Genomic DNA, 20,486 nt, shown 5'->3' with positions numbered 1-20,486 from the left:
GGAGGGCGTTACTTGATCCAGTCCGCCCAGTCCATGTTCCAGCCGTTGAGGCCGTTGTCGGGGGCGACGGTCTTGTCCTTGGAGTTCTTCACGATGACCACGTCGCCGATCAGCGACTCGTTGAAGAACCAGGCGGCGGGCTGGCCGCCGTCGCCGGCGCCGCGGACGTCCTTCAGGCCCACGCAGCCGTGGCTGACGTTCTCGGAGCCGAACGTGCCGGACGAGGCCCAGTAGTTGCCGTGGACGAAGGTGCCGGAGGTGGTCAGCCGCATCGCGTGCGGGACGTCGGAGATGTCGTACTCCCCGCCGAAGCCGACGGTGGCGCCGTTCATCCGGGTCACCTTGTACTTCTCGCTGATGACCATCTGACCGTTGTACGTGGTCGTCGACGGGGCGCCCGCGGTGATCGGAACGTTCTTGAGCACCTGGCCGTCCCGGACCACCTGCATCTGCTTGCTGCCGGCGTCGACGGTGGTGACCTGGGAGCGGCCGATCTTGAAGCTGACCGTACGGGTCTGCTTGCCGTAGACCCCCGGGCGGCCCTCGACCCCGTCGAGCTCGAGCTTCAGGGTGACCTTGGTGCCCGCGGCCCAGTACTTCTCGGGGCGGAAGTCCAGGCGGTCGTTGCCGAACCAGTGGCCCTCGACCGGGACGGCCGGATCGGCCATGACCGTGATGGCCTTCTCGACGGCCTCGGGGTTGGTGATGCCCCGAGAGAAGTTGATCGAGACCGGCATGCCCACGCCGACCGTCGATCCGTCTTCGGGGGTGTACTGGCCGATGAAGGTGTTGGCGGGCGTGAGGGTCGTGAAGGTGGTGTCCTTCGCGGACTCGCGGCCGGCCTCGTCCTTGGCGACCGCGTGCACCTTGTACTCGGTGGCGGAGGCAAGGTTGCGGGCGGGCTCCCAGCTCGCGCCGTCGGCGGCGAGCTTGCCCTCCACCGCGTTGCCCTTGGTGTCGGCGACCGTCACCGTGGTGAGCTTGCCGCCGGTGCTGGTGATCTTCAGGATGCCGCTGGTCGCGACCTCCTTGGCCCCGTCGTCCGGCTTCACGCTCACGACGGCCTTCGACGCCTCGGTGCCGGTCGTGGCGGTACCCCCGTCGCCGCCACCGCTCCCGCCGGCGCCGCCACCACTCCCGCCACCGCTGCACGCGCTGGTGAACAGCAAGGCCGCGCCCAGCAGGAGGGCCGGCAGGCCGGTGCGGGCGCGCCCGCGTATCGGCTGCAGGTTCACGATCGTTCTCCCCATGTCCCCCGCGCACGGACAGTCGCGCGCTTATCGCCAGGAAATCACATGGGGGATCACGAGACAGTACGGTCATGTCACCGTTCCGTCCCAAGAGGGGCGACACGCCGGGAGTTCGGCGGGAGACTCCCGAAGTCATCCCTCGGTGCCGGGCTTGGTGCCCCAGACTTGAAGTGCTCTCCCGGCTGAAGCCGGGAGATTCCTGCTTACCTTGCGGCAGCGGGCTTGACGCGCTTCGCGCGCCTGACGACTGCCCTCCCGGCAGCCGAGATGAGCGCGAGGCCCATCCGGTACAGGTGCAAGACGTTGCGAGCCGCGTTGTGGTCGGCGTTGCCCGACCAGCCACACTCCGGGTTCTTGCACACGAACACGGCCTGGGACTCCCTGCTCCCCGGCGTGATGAAGCCGCACGCGGAGCAGCGCAGGCTGGTGCCGGGGGCGGGGACCTTGTGCAGGGTGCCGCCGTGCCGGGCGGTCTTGTACGCCAGCATGCTGACCGTCCGGCCCCACGCCTCCCCGCTGATGGAGCGGTTCAGCCCAGCCTTCTGGCCGACGTTCTTCCCCGGCTCCTCGTTGGTTCCCCTGGCCGACTTGACCATGTTCGTGATGGTGAGCGCTTCGACCACGACAGTCCCATATGTGCAGGCGATGGCGGTGGTCGCCTTGTGCTGCCAGTCCAGGGCTCTGCGCTTGGCTTTCGCGCGGAGTCCAGCGATCTGGTCGTAGGTGTGGCGCAGCCGGCGGCTGGCCTGCTCTCCGGGCTTGCGGCGTGCCTTGCGCCGGGCGGCGCGCCGCTCCAGGTGCAGGAGCTTCGCCTTCTCCTTGCCGGTCAGCCACTCGCCGTGCTCGTAGGTTTCGCCGTCTGAGAGAGCGAGGGGCACGGTGACGCCCACGTCGGTGCCGACCTCCAGCCCTTGGCGGGGCTCGGGCCCGGCCTCAAGGGTCTGGACGCGGAAGGCGATGTGCCAGCCGAGCGCATCCTTGACCAGACGGGCCCCGGTGATCCGGTTCTCTCCGTTGGCGCGCCTGCCCACGGGCAGGTCCTTGGTCCACCGGAAGCGGACCCGGCCCACCTTGGGGATATTGGCCATGCCCCAGCGGCGGTGCACCCGGATGATGTTCAGGTCACGGCCCTGTGGGATGTCCACGGACATTACCGTGCGGAACCGGCCCTTGAAGTTCGGGGCGTCTGAGCGGCCGTCCCAGCAGTTCTTCCACGCCTGGAAATACGTCTTCAACACCGCTTGCGCGGCCTGCGCGGGAAGAACAGCGAGAAAGTCGATGTCCTCACGCGCCTGCCGGATCGCGGCATCCGCGATAGTCCAGAGTCCGCTTATCCTTCGGCATCATCTGCCACCAGGCGTGCAGACAGTTCCACATGGTGCGGGCCGCGTGCGCCTGGCCATCAGCCTTCAACACCTCGGCAGGCGACAGCGTGAGCCGGGCACGGTGCCCGAACTGCCGTTTTGCCAGGGTGTCTTGACTCAAGATCGAGAACCTGGCATTGGTTTATGTCACCGTGCTGGAACCCTCATCCCGATGTACGCACCGGACGCCATGTTGTTCACAACTTGCACGTTCACTTGGTTTTCGTCACCAAGTACCGGCGGAGTTGAAACAGTTCAACGGCGAACAGGACCACGTGCACCTGCTCGTGCACTACCCGCCGAAGGTGCAGCTTTCCAAGCTGGTCAACTCCCTCAAGGGCGTCAGCTCCCGCAGGCTGCGCCAGGAGTACGACAGCCATGTCCGCCGGTACCTGTGGGGCGGGCGCTTCTGGTCCGGGTCCTACTTCGCCGGCTCATGTGGCGGCGCACCCCTGACCGTCGTCAAGCAGTACATCGAAGACCAGCAGCGCCCCGCCTGACCCTCACCCCGAAAGTGCGGAGCACTCCGGCGCTCCGCACCTCCGGGCCAAGGATGGCCTTTCCCCCCGCCCTGAAGGGCGGATCACTGGCCAAGATCAGAGGTGCTGGAACGTCCGGACCGCCTCGCAGTCCCGCCGTCGCGAGAACCGCGGCCCATGGCGGCCACCGGGCGGCCTAGCCGAGCCGCCTAGCCGGCCCGACGCGGCTTCGGGCCCTTGCCCTTGCCCTTGCCCTTGCCCTTGCCCTTGCCGTGGTGGTCGCGCTTGTTCTCCAGGGTCACCACCAGGCGGTGGTCCGGGGTCCTCTCGTCCAGGTGGAGCGGACCCGTGACCGGGTTGCGCGGGAGGACGTAGCCCTCCGGGACGGCCGTTTCGACCACGTAGTACCAGCCCTCTTCCAGGCCCGGGAACGAGCACGCCCCGGCCCGGTCCGTGGCGCAGCCCGACGTCACCTTGCGGTCGGGGTTGATGCCGCGCGTCTGGAGGCCGGCGGTGCTGTTGGTCTCCTTCCACACCTCGAAGACCGCCCCGCGCAGCGGGTGCTTCGTCTTCGCGTCCTTCTTCACCACCTTGATCGAGCCCTCGTATCCGGGCTCCTCGGTCCGTTCGTCGGTGACGCTGACGACGAGGCCCGCCGTCACGTGGCTCTCGTCGAGGTCGAACGGGGTGACCGGGTCCGCCGGCAGGTCGTAGCCGGCCGGTGCCTGCGTCTCCCGCCAGTAGTACCGCTCGCCGACCGGGAGCTGGACCGTGCAGCTTCCCTGCGCGTCGGTGGTGCAGGACCCGGCCAGCTGCTCGTCGGGTTCCGTGCCGTCGGTCTGGAGGCCCGTCAGGTCGTTGGCCTCGCGCCACAGCTCGAAGCGGGCGCCGGGCAGCAGGGCCCCACCGTCCGCGTCGGACTTGCGCAGCACCACTTGGGCGCTGCCCGGAAACTTCGCGTTGCTCATGCTGCCGCTCACGCCCCCCGCGGCGTTCTGCGCGGTCAGCGTCAGCTCGACGACGGGGTTCTCCGCGAGCTCGTAGCCGTCCGGTGCCTGGGTCTCGCGCCAGTAGTACGTGCCGAGCGGGACGGTGCTGGAGCAGATGCCGCTCGCCGGGGTCACGCAGTCGGTGACCTTGGTGTCGCCGCCGGGGCTCGTGAACTGGGCTCCGGGGGTGCCGTTGGTCTCCCGCCACAGCTCGTACGTGGCTCCGGCCAGCGGGTTGTCCGTGTCGTCCTGCTTGGTGACGGAGACGGTGCCCGTGACCGGGACCGTGTTCCCGCAGTCGGGCAGGTCACCGTTGAACGGGTACGCGTGGAACTCCTGGCCGCCGCCCCCGGTGCTGGTGTGGACGAGCTCGCCGGTGGTGAAGAAGCGGCCGTTGGTCCCGGGCAGGGTCACGGTGGTGCGCGAGGCCTGCTCGCCGACGAGCACGCTGCCCTGGAACTGTCCGGTGCCGACCAGCTGGACGGTGGTGGCGTCGGGGAAGTTCCACAGGAGCCGGGTGCGGTAGCCGTTCCAGGGGTCGGCGCCGGGCCCCACGTCGTTGATGCTTCCGGCGTAGGTGTTGAGCGTGCGGGTGGTGCCCAGGACGTTGACCAGGACGGTGGCGTCGTCCGGGATCCGGTCGAAGCGGAAGCCGATGGCGCCGCCGCTCGAGCTCACCAGGTCGAAGTCCACGTTGAAGACCTGGAGCTCGGAGGTGTTGTCCCCGGTGAAGACGGTGGTGCCGTCCTGGTTGACGGCGGTGCCCGTCGCCGGACGCGCCTGGCCGTCGACCCGGGCGTAGCACCGGCTGGCCGTGGTGAGCTGGTCGCGCAGGCCGGCGTACGGGGTGATGGCGGCCGGGTCGGCCTCGAGCGGGCCGGTGACGGTGCCGGGCCCGGGGGCGGTGCCCGCGTGGCGTACGACGCCGCCGTCCGAGATCAGTTGCTGCTGGGCGGCGATCGTGACGTCGCGGCCGGTGGTGAGGAAGTCCGAACCGGCCGGGGGCCGTACGAGGGAACCCGCGCCGACGATTCCGATGTTGTACCCGCCGCCGGTCGCCGCCAGGTTCTTGTTCTGGTCGAAGCTGCCGAGGACGACGACCTTGCCCTCGGCCTCGGCGGCGCGCTCGCGGACGAGGAAGTCGGCGCCGACGAAGATGTTGATGCCCTCGTCGTAGCCGCTGGGCACGGTGCCGGTATCGACCGCCGGGAACGGGTCGGGGCACAGGGATCCGAGGCAGGGACCCAGCCCGCCCGGAAGCGGGGCCCTCAGGGCGGCGACGGCCTGCCGGGCCGGCGCCGGCTGCTGTCCGCCGGGGCCCGGCGCGGCCGGCGCCGCCAGGGCCACCGGGGCGCCGGCGGCCAGTACGGCCCCGAGGGCGAGCCCCAGGGGCCCGAGGGTCCACTTCCTTGCTGACATGACGCTCCGTCCGTTGCCCGCCGCCGCGTGCGTGCAGGGCCCCGTACAGGCTGGCGGCGGGCTCCGGCGAGCCGGGCGGACCGACACTCCCCCGCTGCGGCATTCCGGTACGACAATCACTCGACTGGGGTGTCGGTGCGGGGAACGGCGGGTGGCGGGTGGCGGGTGGGGTCAGCCGGTCGCGGAGCCCGCCACCCAGGCGGGCCAGGACATGTTCCAGCCGCCCAGCCCGTTGTCCGGGGCGACCGTCTTGTCCTGCGAGTTCACGACCTCCACCACGTCGCCGACCAGGGTCCGGTCGAAGAACCAGCCGGCCGGGGTGTCCGAGCCGCCGCCCTTGTCGTCGCGCAGCCCGATGCAGCCGTGGCTGACGTTGGTGGAGCCGAAGGTGTCGGGGCTGGCCCAGTAGTTGCCGTGCAGGAAGGTCCCGGAGCGGGTGAGGCGCATGGCGTGCGGGACGTCGGGGATATCGTACTCGCCGCCGAAGCCGACGGTCTGCCCGTTCATCCGGGTGACGTCGAAGAGCTCCATCACCACCATCTTGCCGTTGTAGGTCATGTTCTTCGGCGCCCCGGCGGTGATCGGCACGGTGGACACCAGCTCGCCGTCGCGCCGGACCTCCATGGTGTGCGCGGCCGCGTCGACGGTGGAGATCTGGGAGCGTCCGACGGTGAAGCGCAGGGTCTTGTCCTGGATGCCGTAGGAGCCGGCGGCGCCCTCGACGTCCCGCAGGTTCAGCTTGACCGTGACCTCGGTGCCGGGCTTCCAGTACGTCTTGGGCCGGAAGTCGAGGCGCTCGTCGCCGAACCAGTGGCCCACCACTTCCACGGCCGGGTCGGAGGTGATCGTGATGGCCCGCTCCACATCGGCGCGGCGTTCGATGGACCGGCTGAACCCGAAGGAGATGATCATGCCGGTGCCGACGGTCGAACGGTTCTCGGGCTTGAAGTAGCCGATGAACCGCTCCTCGGGAACATAGGTGGTGAAGGTGGTGTGCCGGGCCTGGCGGCGGTTGTGCCCGTCGAGCGCGACCGCGTCCACGGTGTACTTGGCCGCGAGCGCGAGCCGGCCCGACGCCGGTTCGGGGCTCCAGCTGAGCCCGTCGACGGCGATGGAGCCGGCCACCTGCTCCTGCTGGGCGTCCTCCACCTTCGTGACCACGACCCGCTCCAGCCGGCCCTCGGGCACGCTGACCCTGAGCGGACCCTCGGCGGGCACCCCCTTCGCGTTGTCGTCGGGGGTGATCCTGATCGCCTCGTCCGGTGACCGGGGTTTGCCGGGCAGCTGGATCTCGATCGGGGAGCCGCCGTTCTCGGTGCATCCGGCCAGGCCTCCGAGGAGGCCCGCCCATACCGCCACGGCGGCCAAGCCCGCCCCTGCCCGCCTCGTCAGAAGAGTCACGTTCCTCCAACGACCGGGGCCCTCCGGGGGAAACGTGGGCGCGGCCCACGTTCCAGGCAGGACAGTCCGGGCAGAACAGTGGGAAGGACCGGACGGGGGCGGGCCGCGGCAGGGACGCCGGGGCCGCAGTTCCCCCACCCCCGCAGGTACCGAGAGCCGTGGAGGCGGGCAGTGTCGAGCGCAGCCGAGCAAGAGGCGGTGGAAGCCGTCGCGGGGACCGGGCATCCGATCGGGACCGGCCGTCCCGACGGGACCGGACATCCCAACGGAACCGGGAACGGCAACGGCAACGGATCCGCGAACGGGACGTCGAACGGCCTGGCCAGAGGCCACGCGTCGGCGGTGCGGGAGCGGACCCGCCCCGGACCGCCCGTGTGGCCGGGCTCCTCGCACCCGCTGGGGGCCCGGTTCCACCAGGGGCCGGACGGGACGGCCGGGACCAACTTCGCGCTGTGGGCCCAGGGCGCGGAGGTGGTGGAGGTCTGCCTCTTCGCGGAGGACGGGTCCGAGAGCCGGTGCGTGCTGACGGAGCTGACCCACGAGATCTGGCACGGCTTCCTGCCGGGCGTGCGCCCCGGGCAGCGGTACGGATTTCGGGTGCACGGGCGCTGGGACCCGTGGACGGGGGCCCGCCACAATCCGGCGAAGCTGCTCCTGGACCCGTACGCACGCGCCGTGGACGGGGACTTCCTGCTGCCGCCGGAGGTGTACGGGCACGTCCGCGACTGGCCGCAGCAGTACATCGCGGACACCGTGCGCGACGACCGCGACTCGGCCCCGCACGTCCCGAAGGGGGTCGTGGTCCACGATGACGACGACTGGGCGGACGACGTCCGGCCCAAGACCCCGTGGGCCGATTCGGTCATCTACGAACTGCACGTGCGCGGCTTCACGATGCGCCATCCGGGCATCCCCGAGCACCTGCGGGGCACGTACGCGGGCCTCGCGCACCCGGCGGCGATCGAGCACCTGACCGGGCTCGGGGTGACGGCGGTGGAGCTGCTGCCGGTCCATCAGTTCGCGCACGAGGACCACCTGCTGCGCCGGGGCCTGCGCAACTACTGGGGCTACAACTCCGTCGGCTACTTCGCCCCGCACGCCGCGTACTCCTCGAGCGGTACGGCCGGCCAGCAGGTCGGCGAGTTCAAGCGGATGGTCAAGGCGCTGCACGCCGCCGGGATCGAGGTCATCCTCGACGTGGTCTACAACCACACGGCGGAGGCCGGCGAGCTGGGGCCGACGCTGTCGCTGCGCGGGATCGACAACCGGGCGTACTACCGGCTCCAGTCGGACCAGCGCCGGTACGCGGACTACACCGGGTGCGGGAACACCCTGCACGCCGGGCGGCCGCACGTGCTGCGCCTGATCACCGACTCGCTGCGGTACTGGGTGACGGAGATGGGGGTGGACGGCTTCCGCTTCGACCTGGCGGCGGCGCTGGCCCGCTCGATGCACGACGTGGACATGCTCTCGCCGTTCCTCGCGGTGATCGCCCAGGACCCGGTGCTGCGGCGGGTGAAGCTGATCGCCGAGCCGTGGGACGTGGGCTCGGGCGGGTACCAGGTGGGGGCGTTCCCGCCGCTGTGGACGGAGTGGAACGACCGCTACCGGGACGCCGTACGGGACTTCTGGCGCGGCGCACTGCCCGACGTACGGGACCTCGGGTACCGGCTGTCGGGATCGAGCGACCTGTACGCGTGGGGCGGGCGGCGGCCGTACGCCTCGGTCAACTTCATCACCGCGCACGACGGTTTCACCCTGCGCGACCTGGTGTCGTACGAGTCCAAGCACAACGAGGAGAACGGCGAGGCGGGCCGGGACGGCACCAACGACAACCGGTCCTGGAACTGCGGGGTGGAGGGCGAGCCGGAAGAGGGCACGCAACCGCGGATCGCGGCCCTGCGCCGGCGGCAGCTGCGCAATCTGCTGACCACGCTGCTGCTGTCGACCGGGGTGCCGATGCTGGTGGCGGGCGACGAGTTCGGCCGGACGCAGGGCGGCAACAACAACGCGTACTGCCAGGACAACGAGACGAGCTGGGTGGACTGGTCGCTGCTGGAGGACCCGTCCTGGCAGGCGCTGCTGGCGCTGACCCGGCGGCTGCTGGCGCTGCGCCGGGCCCATCCGGTGCTGCGGCGCCGCGCGTTCTTCTCCGGGCGCTCGCAGGGGGCGGACGGACTGCGGGACCTGGCCTGGTTCACCCCGGCGGGGGTGGAGATGACCGAGCGGGACTGGTACGCCCCGGCCGGTTCGGTGGGCCTGTACCTGTCGGGGCAGGACATCCCGGGCCGTGACGAGCGCGGGCGGCAGGTCACGGACGACAGCTTCCTGGCGCTGCTGCACGCTGGGGACCGGCCGGTGGCGTGGGTGCTGCCGGGGGCGCCGTGGGGCCGGGCGTACGAACTGGTCCTGGACACCTCCCGCGAGGACCAGGCGGCGGCGCCCGCCACCGTGCACCGCGGGGGCGAGAGCGTGACCGTCCCGGCCCGAGCGGTGCTGCTGCTGAAGGTGGTGGGCGGGCAGGGCTAGCCGGTCCGGAAGCCGGGGCTAGGGACTGTCGTCACACTCCCGTCGTCGCCCGAAGGGCGGCCTCGCGGCGTCTGGTGCGTGCTCTCGGCGTGCCGGGCGCAAGCCCGCGTACTGGACGTACTTGGCTTCCGTCCGGTGCGGCGAGAGCGCGTGCCAGGCGTCGTGAGGCAGACGGGAGTTTGACGACAGGCCCTGAGGTCCGCGCATCCGGTGGACCCGGAGCGGGAGCCCCCGGACACCCTGCGATGATGTGCCCTTCGTGCGCACGTACACATAAACGGATATTCGAGGGGCTGTGTCGATGGCGAGTGTCGGGACCGCGTTGCGGGAGCTGCGCGGGGCGCAGAAGTCGGCTAAGGGGGTGTCGCTCTACTCCCGGTTCGTCAACCGGCCCGTCGGGCGGTACCTGGCCGCCGGGTCGTACGCGCTGGGGCTCACCCCGAACCAGGTGACGCTGATCAGCGCCGCCCTGAGTTTCGCGGGCGCGGCCGTCGTCGCCCTGGCCTCGCCCTCGTGGGGGCTGGGCATCGCGGTGTGGGCCCTACTCGCCGTCGGCTTCGCCTTCGACTCCGCCGACGGGCAGCTCGCCCGGCTGCGCGGGGGCGGCAGCGCGGCCGGCGAGTGGCTGGACCACGTCGTGGACTGCGCGAAGCTCACCGCGCTGCACACCTGCGTCCTGATCGCCTTCTACCGCTTCCCCGAGGCCTACGGGATCGGCGGCGGCGCGGACGGCGGCGCCGCGGCCGGCTGGCTGCTGGTGCCCCTGGGTTTCCAGCTCGCCGCGGTCGTGACCTTCTTCGGGGGGCTTCTGACGGAGAAGCTCAAGCCGAAGCCGGCGCCGGGAAGTGCGGCCGCCGCGCCGTCGGCCCTGCGCGCGGTGGCGCTGCTGCCCGTGGATTACGGGGTGTTCTGCCTGGTGTTCCTGTTCCTCGGCGGCAGCGGGCTGTTCCGCTGGGTGTACGCCGGGGCGGGCGTGATGGCCGCGCTGTTCCTGGTGGCGTTCCTCGCGAAGTGGTTCCGGGAGCTCAGCGCCGTACCCCGGTGACCGGGGCCGGCGCCCGCCGACGGGCCGCTCAGCCCCGCTGTTCCGTGGCGAGCGGTTGCGACAGCACGTCCAGGGCCCGGCGCAGCTGGGTGCTGGAGGTGTGGACCGTGTACGGGAAGTAGACGACCTCGACCCCGTGCACGGCGAAGTCCTTTTCCAGCTGGTCACCCTTGGGGGTGCCGCGCCAGTCGTCGCCCTTGAATATGACGTCGAAACGGACTTGTTTCCACGTTTCGACCTTGTCCGGGACGGTCTCGACAAAAGCGGCATCCACGTACTGGACGCTACGGACGATCTCCAGCCGCTCGACGAGCGGTATCACCGGGCGGCGCCCCTTGGCGAGTTCCGCCATTTCGTCGGATACGACCCCGGCCACCAGGTAGTCGCACTGACTCCGGGCGTGCCGAAGGATGTTGAGATGTCCGATGTGGAAGAGATCGTAGGCACCCGGCGCGTAGCCGACCCGGTGAGGTCTACGCCCAGGCTCGGCAAATTCGGACATGTCCTGCTCCGTCACGTGTTATCCCCCAGAAGCCGCACACCCCGGTGTGGCGGATTAGCAGACAATAGCGTGCACGTTCCCCCTGGTGCCGGTGAACGAATAGGGTGACGTGCGCATCATCCAGGTGAGAGGGGGACGTCGAGTGTCGAAATCCGGTCAGCGACGCCTACTGCTGGTTTCCACCAATTACGCCCCCGAGCACACGGGCATCGGCCCGTACGCCACCCAGATCGCGGAGCACTGGGCCGGTCTCGGTCACGACACCCACGTCTTGGCGGGCATGCCCCACTACCCGGCCTGGTCGGTCGAGCCGGAGTACAAGGGGGCGCTACGGCGCACGGAACAGCGCGCGGGCGTGACCGTGCACCGGCGTGCGCACACCGTGCCCCCGCGCCAGACCGCCCTACGCCGGGCACTTTTCGAAGGATCGATTCTGCTGCACGGCTCCGCGGCCCCGCCCCGGATGCCGAAGCCGGACGCGGTCCTCGCCCAGATGCCGAGCCTGGCCGGCGGCCTGCTGGCCGCGCGCCTGGCGGCGCGCTGGAAGGTCCCCTTCGTTCCGGTCGTCCAGGACCTGATGGGCGCCGCCGCCGCGCAGAGCGGCATCAGCGGCGGGGACAAGGCCGCCGCGTTCGCCGGGCGGGCCGAGGCCCACGCCCTGAAGCGGGCCGCCCTCGTCGGTGTGATCCACGAGACCTTCGTCGACCGGGTCGTCGGCATGGGCGTGGACCCCAAGCGGATCCGGCTCGTCCCGAACTGGTCCCATGTGGCGTTGCCCACCAAGCCGCGCGGCCGGACCCGCCACCACCTCGGCTGGGCCCCCGACCAGACCGTCGTCCTGCACTCCGGGAACATGGGGCTCAAGCAGGGACTCGAGGTCCTCGTCGGCGCCGCCCGGCTGGACCCGAGCGTCCGTTTCGTCCTGATGGGCGACGGCAGCCAGCGCTCCGCCCTCGCCGACCTGGCGGCCGATGTTCCCAATCTCGACATCATCCCGCCTGCCGCCGACGGCGAGTTCCCGGATATCCTCGCCGCGGCGGACGTGCTCGCGGTCACGCAGCACGCCGCCGTGATGGACATGAGCGTGCCGTCCAAGCTGACCTCGTACTTCCAGGCCGGTCGTCCCGTCGTCGCCTCCGTCGCCGCGCTGGGCGGGACCGCCCAGGAGGTGGAACGTTCGGGCGCCGGGGTGCTCGTACCGCCGGAAAACCCGGAGGCCCTGCTGAAGGCCGTACGGGCGCTGGCCGAGGACCCCGCGGGCGCGGACGCGCTGGGGGCGGCAGGACCGCGCCACGTCGCGGCGCACCTGAGCCGCGAGGCGGGCCTGGCCCGCATCGACGCACTGATGGACGAAGCACTTGGGGGTCCCCGGCCGTGATCGAGACCAACCGCCCGGCAGCGGCTCCGGCCGAGGACGAACCGGACCTGCTCCGGGACCAGTTCCGCCAGCTCCTGCGCTACCGCCGGCTCATCGGCGTGGGCGTGGGCATCGGCCTGCTCGGCGGGGTCTACCTCGGCGTCTCCACGGCGGACACCTACGTGGCCACCGCCGACATCGTGCTGCGCGCGCCCACCGACGACCCGTTCAACCCGAGCCTCGCCCCCGACAAGGCGATCAACATCGGCTCGGAGCGCCAGGTCGCGCTCTCCAGCTCCATAGCCAACGAGGCCGCGAAGAAGCTCGGGGTCTCGGCCACCGACTTCGCGGCCCTGCGCGCCGGTCTGCAGGTGACCAACCCCCCGCAGACGATGGTGCTGCGCTTCACCTACACTGCGGCCTCCCCCGCCGAGGCCGCCAAGCGCGCCAACGCGATGACCGAGGCCTACCTGCTCAAGCGGCAGGAGGCCCTCGACGTCACCCGCGACAAGATGGTCAAGGGCTATCAGGAGCAGCGCGATCCGGTGGCCAAGCAGCTCGAAGAGCTGACCAAGCAGACCACCGGCATGCCGGCCGGTCCGGCGCGGGACGCCGCGTACGCCGCCAAGACCGACCAGCAGAGCAAGATCAACACGCTCAACGGCAACATCGCCAAGCTCAAGGCCCTGGACATGACCCCGGGCCGGGTCACCAGCACCGCCGTCCCGCCGCACGGGGCCGACGGCCCCGGCCTGCCCATGTCGCTCGCGCTCGGCGCGGCCGTGGGCCTGGCCCTCGGCCTGCTCGGCGCCTGGGTGCGCCTCGTCTTCGACCCGGCTCCGCGCTCCGAGGGCGATGTCGCCCGGGCCCTGCGCGCGCCCGTACTGGGCTCCCTGCCGCGGGGCAAGGCCGACGGCGGGCCGCTGCTCGCGGCGGGCGAGGAAGACCCGCGGCTGGCGGAGGAGTTCCGCTCGGTGGCCTTCCGGCTCGCCTACGACGCCCGCTTCGCGGACCGGCGCCGCCTCCTCGTCGTCGCCCCGCGCGGCAGCAGCGAGATCGCCGCCGCCGTGGCGGTGAACCTGGCCGCCTCCTTCGCGGAGACCGGCAAGGACGTGCTCCTCATCGAGGCCGACCTGCGCACCCCGGTGCTGGCCAGCCAGCTGCCCACCGACGCCTCCGGCCGGCCCAACTGGAGCAAGTCCAAGGGGGGCGCGGGCGCGCAGCCCGCGGACACCGAGTGGCCCGACGGCCGCCAGCTCCTGGTGGACGCCGGGGAGTCCGGCAGCTTCGACCTGATCCCGGGCGAGCGGGTCCGCAACGTCCCCCGCGCCCTCACCTCGCAGCGGGCCACCCGGCTGATCTCCGAGGCCGACTCCCCCAACTCCACCGTCGTGGTGCTCGCCCCGCCCGTGCTCTCGTACGCCGACGCCCTCGCGCTCGTCGACCGCGTCGACGGCGTCCTGGTGGTCTGCAACCCCGGCGCGGTGCGCCGCACCGACCTCTCCCGCATCCGTGAGCTGATCAGCGGGGCCGGCGGCACGGTGCTCGGCGCCGTCCTGCACGCGCCGCTGCCGGGCGAGAAGAAGCGCGGCCTCGGCAGGAGCCCCCGGGGCGGCGGCCCCGCCGCCGAGGACCCCCGGCCCGCGCCCCCTTCCGGACCCTCGCCCCGTTCGCGGGAGCCGCAGCCGATCCCGTACGAGGTGGCCGCCGCCGACGCCGCGCAGCACATCCCGGGCGACGGCACCGACACGGTCGCCCTGCGTACGGTCCGCACGGGCCGGCGGTGAGCCGGCGCGGCCTCGCGGCGGTCGCCTCGGTACTGGACCAGGCCGCGTCCAGCGCCACGAACATCCTGGTCCTGGTGCTGGCCGCCCGGCTCTCCTCGGCGGCCGGCTTCGCCGACTTCTCGATGGTCTACGTGACCTTCACCGTGCTGCTCGGCCTGAACGTGGCCTACGTCGGCCAGACCCTGGTGCTGGAGAAGGACGACCCCGCCTCCGCCCGCCTCGCCACGGCCTGCCGCTCGGGCCTGGCCTTCAGCGGCGCCGCCTCGGCGGCGGTGGGAGCCGTCCTGGCCCTCCTGGGTCTGCTGCTGCCCGGAGCCACCGGCTGGTCGTTCCTCGCGCTGGGACTCGTACTGCCCCTGGTCCTGCTGCAGGACGGGCTGCGCTACTGCTTCTCCGCCCTGCGGGCCCCCGGACGGGCGCTGGCCGCCGACGCGCTGCGCCTCGCCTGCGTGGTGCCCGCGCTGCTCCTCCAGCCCGAGGGCGCCCCGGCGGGGCGGCTGGTGCTGGTGTGGGGGATCTCCGCGCTGCCCGCGCTCGCGCTGGGCCTGTGGCTGCTGCGGCCCTCGGTGCGGGGCGGCGCCGGCGGCGCCATCGACCTACGCCCGTACCTGCGGCGCGGGTACCTGGGACAGCGGTTCGTGGTCGAGTTCGCCGTGGGCAACGGCTCCAGCCAGCTCGCCGTCCTGGGGCTCGGCGTCTTCGCGACCCCGCTGGCCGTCGGCGCGCTGCGCGGTGCCACCACCCTCTTCGGGCCGCTGAACGTGCTGTTCAACTCCGCGAACGCCTTCGGGCCGCCGGTCGTCGGCCGGGCCTCCGGGAAGCGGGGCGTGGTCCGCCTCACCGCCCTGATGGGCGGCGCGCTCGCCGTGACCGGCGCCGCCTGGGGGGCCGTGCTGTACGCGCTGCCGGAGCGGGTCGGCCGCGAACTGCTCGGCGACACCTGGCAGGCGGCGGCCGCGCTGCTGCCCGCGACGGGCGCACAGTACGCCGTCATGGGGCTCGGCACCTGTGCGCTGCTGACCCTGCGGGTGCTGAACCCGAAGGCCACCCTCTCGCTCCAGGTGGTCTTCTCGCTGCTGTCGGTCGGGCTGCTGCTGGGCGGGTACGCCGTCTGGGGCGTGGCCGGGGCCGCCTGGGGGCTGGCCCTCGGCTCCGCCTCGAAGGCCGCGGCGGGCTGGCTGCGCGTGGCCCGGCTGCCGTCCCCCGCACCGGCTGCCGCCACCACCTCCGACGAGGTCCGGGCGGCCTGAGGCGGGGCTTTCGGTCCGGCCGGGTGCCGGTCAGGCCGGGTGCCGGTCAGGCCGGGGTGTCGCCGAAGCCCGTTTCGATCAGGTCGAACAGGTCCCGCATGGCCTGCTGCTGGTCCTCCTGGCCGCGGATCAGGCTCGTGGTGTCCATCGCGAACCGGGCCAGCGCGGCGGACCTGAGGTCGCCTTCGGGTGCGCCCGCGGCTTCCGCGATGGCGGCGGCGAGCGCGAACTCGTGACGCCGCCACATCCGGTCCCAGTACTCCAGCAGTTCCGGCGTCTCCCGGACCAGGGTGAGGTGCGCGATGACCGCCGGGTCGTCGATCCGCCGGGTCGCCCGCGTCGCCACGAGGTGCTCGCGCAGGGAGTGCAGGACGGACCGGCCGGGCGCGCGGTCCCGTACGGCCGAGACGAGCGCGGCCTCGATGCCCTCGTCCTCGTCGAAGACCAGGGCTTCCTTGCTCGGGAAGTGCTTGAACAGCGTGGTCACCGAGACATCGGCTTCCTCCGCCACGTCACGGACGCCGACCTTGTCGTACCCGTGCTCCAGGAACAGGCGCAGCGCGGCATCGGCCAGGGCCTTGCGGGTCTGGGCCTTCTTGCGCTCGCGGCGCCCCACGGTCTCGGTCATGGGACCACTGTACCGGCGACATTTATCCGGTGCACAAGTTGAGCGAGTGCACTTGTGGAGCAGCTGCGAGAAAGTGGTGTCCCCAGGTCAGCGCAGGGTCGTGGCCCTGTCCTGCCGGTACGTGGCCACGAGCGCGAGGCAGATCCCCGCGATGGCGATCCGGCCCGAGGCCTGGAGCAGCGGCCCGCGCAGCAGGATGAAGGAGTACCCCGCGACCAGCGGGACCACCGTGGAGATCAGGCTGCCCGGCGGCGAGCTGCGCCGGGCCCGCTTCGCGTACCGCCGGTCGACGCGGGCGGAGGCGTACCCCATCCCCAGGAGCCCCGCCCCCATGCCCAGCGGCCCGAAGTCGATCCACAGCTCGGCCCAGATCGGGGAGGAGAGGTTGGTGTTGACCGTGCCCATCCACTGGCCGACCATCACGCCGGTGTCGCGCGGCTTGCCCGACCACACCGAGCGCGGCACCGCGAAGAAGACGGATCCCGCGAGCTGGCGCCCGTAGGAGTGCCCGGGACCGGACTCCGAGAAGGTGATGGTGTTCGCGAACATGCCGATCTGGTCGTAGTCCTTGAGCGCCATCGGCTCCAGGAAGGAGGTCGTCTCGACGGGCTTGTAGTTCTTCTCGTCGTAGCGGAAGCGGTCCGCGAACGGGAAGACGAGCAGGGCGATCACCACGGCCATGGACAGCGCCACCCGGTACATCGCGGCGCTCACCGGGAAGACGGTGAAGAGCATCGCGAACATGACCGTGAGGAACCAGTAGCGCGGGTTCGAGATCGGGTTGTTGACGATCAGGTTGAGGATCATGAGCGCCGACCAGGTGACGATGATCGACACCTTGCGGCGGGCGAACTTCGAGGTGATCAGCCAGCGCGTGTACAGCAGCAGGGCCAGCAGCGCGGGGACCGTGCCGAAGCCGCGCAGCAGCGCCTGGCCCGCCTGGCCGTCCTGGGAGACGCCCGCTTCCTCGATGCCCGCGATGATCTCCTGGCGGCTGGAGAAGAACACCGCCGGGCCGCCGAGCTTCACGATCAGGGCCGCGCTGCCCAGGAACGCCACGGCGGTCAGCAGGTGGAGGCGCCGGCGGTGCGCCATGACCGGGCGCGGCTCCTTCTGCGAACCGCCCGCGCGGCCGGCCGGCCGGTGCCGGGCCAGCAGCACGCCCACGTCGAAGGCGGCGCAGCCGAGCAGGACCAGGCCGATGGCGGCGGTGAGGTCGGAGCGCGGGCCGACGACGGGGGTCGGGACCTGGCCGAGGACGGCCTGGGCGAGGGGGGCCACGCCCATGGCCATGTAGACGAAGAGCCAGAAGGAGCCCTGGAGCAGCTTGCGGCGACTGGTCAGGACCATCGCGGAGAGCCGGGCGCCCGCGTACATGGTGAGCAGCAGCTGGAGCCAGAAGGCGGCGTCGTGCTGGCCCGCGCCGGGCTGGACGGCGACGAACAGGGGCAGGAAGACGGTGAATCCGAGGGCCAGCGGGACGGAGAGCGCCCGGGAGAGCAGGGTGCGCGGAGTGGTGACCCTGCCCCAGCTCTTGTCTTCACCGGGGCGCGGCGGCGCCGGCCGGGCGGCGGTCTCACGTATGTCGGTCGCCACGCTTGCCCCCACCCCCTGTACCTGATTCCGGCGCAGTCTAGTCTGGGCGCTCGGCGCCCGGGGAGGCGCCTTCGAAGGCGCCGTCGGGGGCCGCTCTACCAGGGGGTGCCTGTGCGTGATCTTCCTGCCTTCACGCTGGCCGGATACGACAAGGGGCGCGGGCGGCTGACGCAGGCGCTCTGGTTCGCCGTGATGAACACGCTCTTCATGAGCTGGCTGTGTCCCGCCCGGCTGCGGGTCGCGCTGCTGCGCGCCTTCGGGGCGCGGATCGGCGAAGGGGTGCTGATCCGCCACAGGGTGCGGGTGCTGTGGCCGTGGAAGCTGACCGTGGGCGACCACGCGTGGATCGGCGAGGGTGCCTGGGTGCTGAACCTGGAGCCGGTGACGATCGGCGCGCACGCCTGCGTCTCGCAGGAGGCGCTGCTGTGCACCGGCTCCCACGACCACCGGGCCGCCGACTTCCGCTACCGCAACGCGCCGATCACCGTAGAGGACGGCGCGTGGGTGGCCGTACGGGCCACCGTGCTGGCCGGCGTGACCATCGGCCGGTGCGCGGTGGCGGGCGCGGGGTCCGTGGTCCACAAGGACCTTCCCGCGCTGACCCTGCAGACCCAGGACGGGCACCGCCGCCCGGTCGAGGAGCCCAAATGAGAGTCCTGCACGCCGTCACCCTGCACTCCCCCACGCACGCCTTCGGCGGGCCGGTGCGGGTCGCGCTGAACCTGGCCAAGGGGCTGCGGGCCCGCGGCCACGAGGCGAACCTGCTGGCGCTGGGCGAGGGCTTCCCGGATCCCTGGCCGACCGCGGTGGAAGGGGTCCCGGCCAAGCTGTTCCCGGCCCGGCGCCTGCTCCCCCTCGGCTTCAGCGGGATGACCTCGCCGGCCCTGCTCGCCTCCGCGGGCCGCCTGGTGCGGGGCGCGGACCTGGTCCACGTCCACCTGGCGCGGGACCTGGTCACCCTGCCCGTCGCCCTGGCGGCGCTGCGGGCCGGCACACCGCTGGTCCTGCAGACCCACGGCATGGTCGACCCGAGCGGGAAACCGCTGGCCAAGGTGCTGGACGCGCTGGCGGTACGCCGCCTCCTGCGCGGGGCCGACGCGCTGCTGTACCTGACCCCGCACGAGCGGGAGGGCCTCGACGCGGTGGTCGGGGCGCCGCTCCCGAACACCGTCCGCCTCGTCAACGGCACCCCGGCCCAGGAGGAGCGCCCCGCCCTGTCCGGGCCCGCGCGCATCCTCTATTCGGCCCGCCTGCAGGCCCGCAAACGCCCGGTGGACTTCGTGGACGCCGCCCCGGCCGTGCTGGCGGCGCACCCGGACGCGGAGTTCGTGGTGGCCGGCCCGGACGAGGGCGAACTCGCGGCGGTCCGCGCCCGCGTGAGCGCCCTCGGCCTCTCCTCCCGCTTCACCGTCCCGGGCGCCCTGTCCGGTGCGGAGGTCCTCACGGAGCTCCGCCGCGCCCACGTCTACGTACTCCCCTCGGTGGACGAACCGTTCCCGATGTCGGTCCTGGAAGCCCTGGCGGTGGGCGTCCCGTCGGTGGTCACCCACTCCAACGGCCTGGCCCGCGACATCGCCCGCGCGGGCGCGGGCCGAGCGGTCGACCCCGGCCCGGCGGGCGTCGCGGAGGCGGTCCTGTCCCTCCTGGACCCGACCGAGAACGCGACGGCCTCCGGCGCGGCCCGCAAGCTCGCCGCCGAGTCCTTCTCCATGGACGCCGTCCTGGACACGCTGCTGCCGGTGTACGAGGGTGCCCTGCGGCGCAGGTGAGGTGCGCGGGGCCCGGCCTCGGGCTCAGAGCCCGCGGCGGGTTTCGTCGACGACCGGGAGGGCGCCGGTCCGGCGGCGCTTGGCGACGTTCGCGTAGACCGCCAGGCCCAGGGCGCCGGCCACCATCATGATCACGCCGACCAGGTCGAGGTTGACGCTCTGCAGCTGCCAGTCGCTCGCGAAGGTGAGGATGGCCCCCACCACGATCAGGCCTATGCAACCGCTGATGCCCCTCATCGGATTCGCCTCCAGCCTCGTGGACGGGGTGCGGCCCCGCCCTGTGGAGGCTCGGATGCCCCCGCTGCGGGAACGGAAACGCCCCACGGCCCGGGGTCCGGGCTGCGGGGGCGTTCGCGGTCGCTGTCGCTGTCGCTGTCGCTGTCGGTTCGGGCTACGCCGGGATCCAGGCGTAGCAGCCGTTCGAGACGAACTGGGTCGTGCCCGCCGGGATCTTGGCGGTGATCTTGTCGCCCGGCTTCAGCGGGGTCGCCGGGCCCGAGGCCAGGGGGGCGCCGTCCTTGCCCTTGGCCTCCCAGCTGCACGTCGTGCTCTGGGTCAGCGCGCGGTAGGTGCCCGCCGCCGGGGACGCCTTCGTACCGTCCGGGAAGCCCTTCGCCGCCGCGGCGAGGACCGGCTTCTGCTCCGGGCACAGGAAGGTGATCGCGTCCTTCGCGCCCGGGATCTCCCCGGCCACGAGGGCGCCGACCGCCGCGTCCTTGTCCCGCTTCGCGGTGCGCTCGATCCGCTGGCAGGCCTCCTCGCCGCTCTGCAGGACGGCCGCCGGGTCCATCTTCTCCGGGACCCTGCCGCTCAGGTACTGCTTCTGCGGCGCGGTGAAGCTGCCCGTCTTCGGGACGAGCTTCGTGTCCGGCAGGACGGGACCCGTCGGCTTCGCGTCCGCCGAGGGGGGTGCCGGGGTGGCCGTGGCATCGGCCGGGTCGACGGCCGACGAGGCGGCCGGCGGCTTGGGCGAGGCGGCCGAGGCTTCGGCCTTGCCGTCGCCGCCCGAACTGCAGGCGGTCAGCGTCAGGGCGGCGGACAGCAGGACAGCAGCCGCTGCGGAGCGTCGGTACATCAGATGGCTCCCGTACGTATGAGATGGGTGTGCGGGGCCCGGCCGT

Annotated in this window: 15 protein-coding genes and 2 pseudogenes; 8 read left to right on the top strand and 9 right to left on the bottom strand. The window is 72.1% G+C overall.

What is annotated here, in order from left to right:
* Positions 1–8 precede the first annotated feature (8 nt).
* Complete coding sequence (locus tag OG247_RS29435; protein WP_442813449.1) at positions 9–1,250, bottom strand: L,D-transpeptidase; 1,242 nt, start codon at positions 1,248–1,250, stop codon at positions 9–11.
* 203 nt (positions 1,251–1,453) lie between these two features.
* A pseudogene (locus OG247_RS29430) lies at positions 1,454–2,627 on the bottom strand (RNA-guided endonuclease InsQ/TnpB family protein).
* Positions 2,628–2,758: 131 nt separating this feature from the next.
* Between OG247_RS29430 and tnpA the strand changes: the two are divergent.
* Positions 2,759–3,114, top strand: a pseudogene (gene tnpA, locus OG247_RS29425) (IS200/IS605 family transposase).
* A 188-nt stretch (positions 3,115–3,302) separates the two neighbouring features.
* Here tnpA and OG247_RS29420 read toward each other — a convergent pair.
* Both OG247_RS29420 and OG247_RS29415 read right to left on the bottom strand, forming a co-directional pair.
* Positions 3,303–5,501: a choice-of-anchor A family protein gene (locus OG247_RS29420; protein WP_327255035.1), complete on the bottom strand. Its 2,199-nt coding sequence runs from the start codon at positions 5,499–5,501 to the stop codon at positions 3,303–3,305.
* 171 nt (positions 5,502–5,672) lie between these two features.
* Complete coding sequence (locus tag OG247_RS29415; RefSeq protein WP_327257681.1) at positions 5,673–6,893, bottom strand: L,D-transpeptidase; 1,221 nt, start codon at positions 6,891–6,893, stop codon at positions 5,673–5,675.
* Between the two features lie 180 nt (positions 6,894–7,073).
* Here OG247_RS29415 and glgX point away from each other — a divergent pair, with 180 nt between their 5' ends.
* Entirely contained in the window at positions 7,074–9,431 is a 2,358-nt protein-coding gene (gene glgX, locus OG247_RS29410; RefSeq protein ID WP_442813448.1) for a glycogen debranching protein GlgX, read from the top strand.
* A 301-nt stretch (positions 9,432–9,732) separates the two neighbouring features.
* Complete coding sequence (locus OG247_RS29405) at positions 9,733–10,476, top strand: CDP-alcohol phosphatidyltransferase family protein (RefSeq protein ID WP_327255034.1); 744 nt, start codon at positions 9,733–9,735, stop codon at positions 10,474–10,476.
* A 28-nt stretch (positions 10,477–10,504) separates the two neighbouring features.
* On the opposite strand, the gene OG247_RS29400 is transcribed toward OG247_RS29405, so the two are convergent.
* Positions 10,505–10,978, bottom strand: a complete 474-nt coding sequence (locus tag OG247_RS29400; RefSeq protein WP_327255033.1) for an adenylyltransferase/cytidyltransferase family protein — start codon at positions 10,976–10,978, stop codon at positions 10,505–10,507.
* Positions 10,979–11,150: 172 nt separating this feature from the next.
* On the opposite strand from OG247_RS29400, the gene OG247_RS29395 reads away from it, so the two are divergent.
* Genes OG247_RS29395 through OG247_RS29385 form a run of 3 tightly spaced genes read left to right on the top strand, consistent with a single transcriptional unit; the run spans position 11,151 to position 15,372 of the window.
* On the top strand, positions 11,151–12,356 hold the full coding sequence (locus OG247_RS29395; protein ID WP_327257679.1) for a glycosyltransferase: 1,206 nt from the start codon (positions 11,151–11,153) through the stop codon (positions 12,354–12,356).
* Complete coding sequence (locus OG247_RS29390) at positions 12,353–14,122, top strand: lipopolysaccharide biosynthesis protein (protein ID WP_327255032.1); 1,770 nt, start codon at positions 12,353–12,355, stop codon at positions 14,120–14,122. The genes OG247_RS29395 and OG247_RS29390 overlap by 4 nt, the downstream gene beginning before the upstream one ends.
* On the top strand, positions 14,119–15,372 hold the full coding sequence (locus tag OG247_RS29385; protein WP_327255031.1) for a hypothetical protein: 1,254 nt from the start codon (positions 14,119–14,121) through the stop codon (positions 15,370–15,372). The genes OG247_RS29390 and OG247_RS29385 overlap by 4 nt, the downstream gene beginning before the upstream one ends.
* Positions 15,373–15,418: 46 nt before the next feature.
* Here the strand turns inward: OG247_RS29385 and OG247_RS29380 are convergent, their stop codons facing one another.
* A complete protein-coding gene (locus tag OG247_RS29380) occupies positions 15,419–16,000 on the bottom strand; it encodes a TetR/AcrR family transcriptional regulator (RefSeq protein ID WP_327255030.1) in 582 nt (193 codons plus the stop codon).
* Between the two features lie 87 nt (positions 16,001–16,087).
* Entirely contained in the window at positions 16,088–17,596 is a 1,509-nt protein-coding gene (locus OG247_RS29375) for a hypothetical protein (RefSeq protein WP_442813447.1), read from the bottom strand.
* A gap of 111 nt (positions 17,597–17,707) precedes the next feature.
* Between OG247_RS29375 and OG247_RS29370 the strand changes: the two genes are divergently transcribed.
* Together OG247_RS29370 and OG247_RS29365 are read left to right on the top strand one after the other, a co-directional pair.
* Positions 17,708–18,247: a WcaF family extracellular polysaccharide biosynthesis acetyltransferase gene (locus tag OG247_RS29370; RefSeq protein ID WP_243336300.1), complete on the top strand. Its 540-nt coding sequence runs from the start codon at positions 17,708–17,710 to the stop codon at positions 18,245–18,247.
* Positions 18,244–19,365, top strand: a complete 1,122-nt coding sequence (locus OG247_RS29365; protein ID WP_327255029.1) for a glycosyltransferase — start codon at positions 18,244–18,246, stop codon at positions 19,363–19,365. The genes OG247_RS29370 and OG247_RS29365 overlap by 4 nt, the downstream gene beginning before the upstream one ends.
* Before the next feature lie 24 nt (positions 19,366–19,389).
* On the opposite strand, the gene OG247_RS29360 is transcribed toward OG247_RS29365, so the two are convergent.
* Both OG247_RS29360 and OG247_RS29355 read right to left on the bottom strand, forming a co-directional pair.
* A complete protein-coding gene (locus OG247_RS29360; RefSeq protein WP_327255028.1) occupies positions 19,390–19,602 on the bottom strand; it encodes a hypothetical protein in 213 nt (70 codons plus the stop codon).
* A 154-nt stretch (positions 19,603–19,756) separates the two neighbouring features.
* The gene (locus OG247_RS29355) at positions 19,757–20,440 is read right to left on the bottom strand and encodes a hypothetical protein (protein WP_327255027.1); all 684 of its coding nucleotides are present in this window, start codon (positions 20,438–20,440) and stop codon (positions 19,757–19,759) included.
* Between the last annotated feature and the right edge of the window lie 46 nt (positions 20,441–20,486).

It is taken from the genome of Streptomyces sp. NBC_01244 (assembly GCF_035987325.1).
GTDB lineage: Bacteria > Actinomycetota > Actinomycetes > Streptomycetales > Streptomycetaceae > Streptomyces.
The sequence above is the reverse complement of the archived record's forward strand: the minus strand, read 5'-3'. Positions and strand labels throughout refer to the sequence as shown.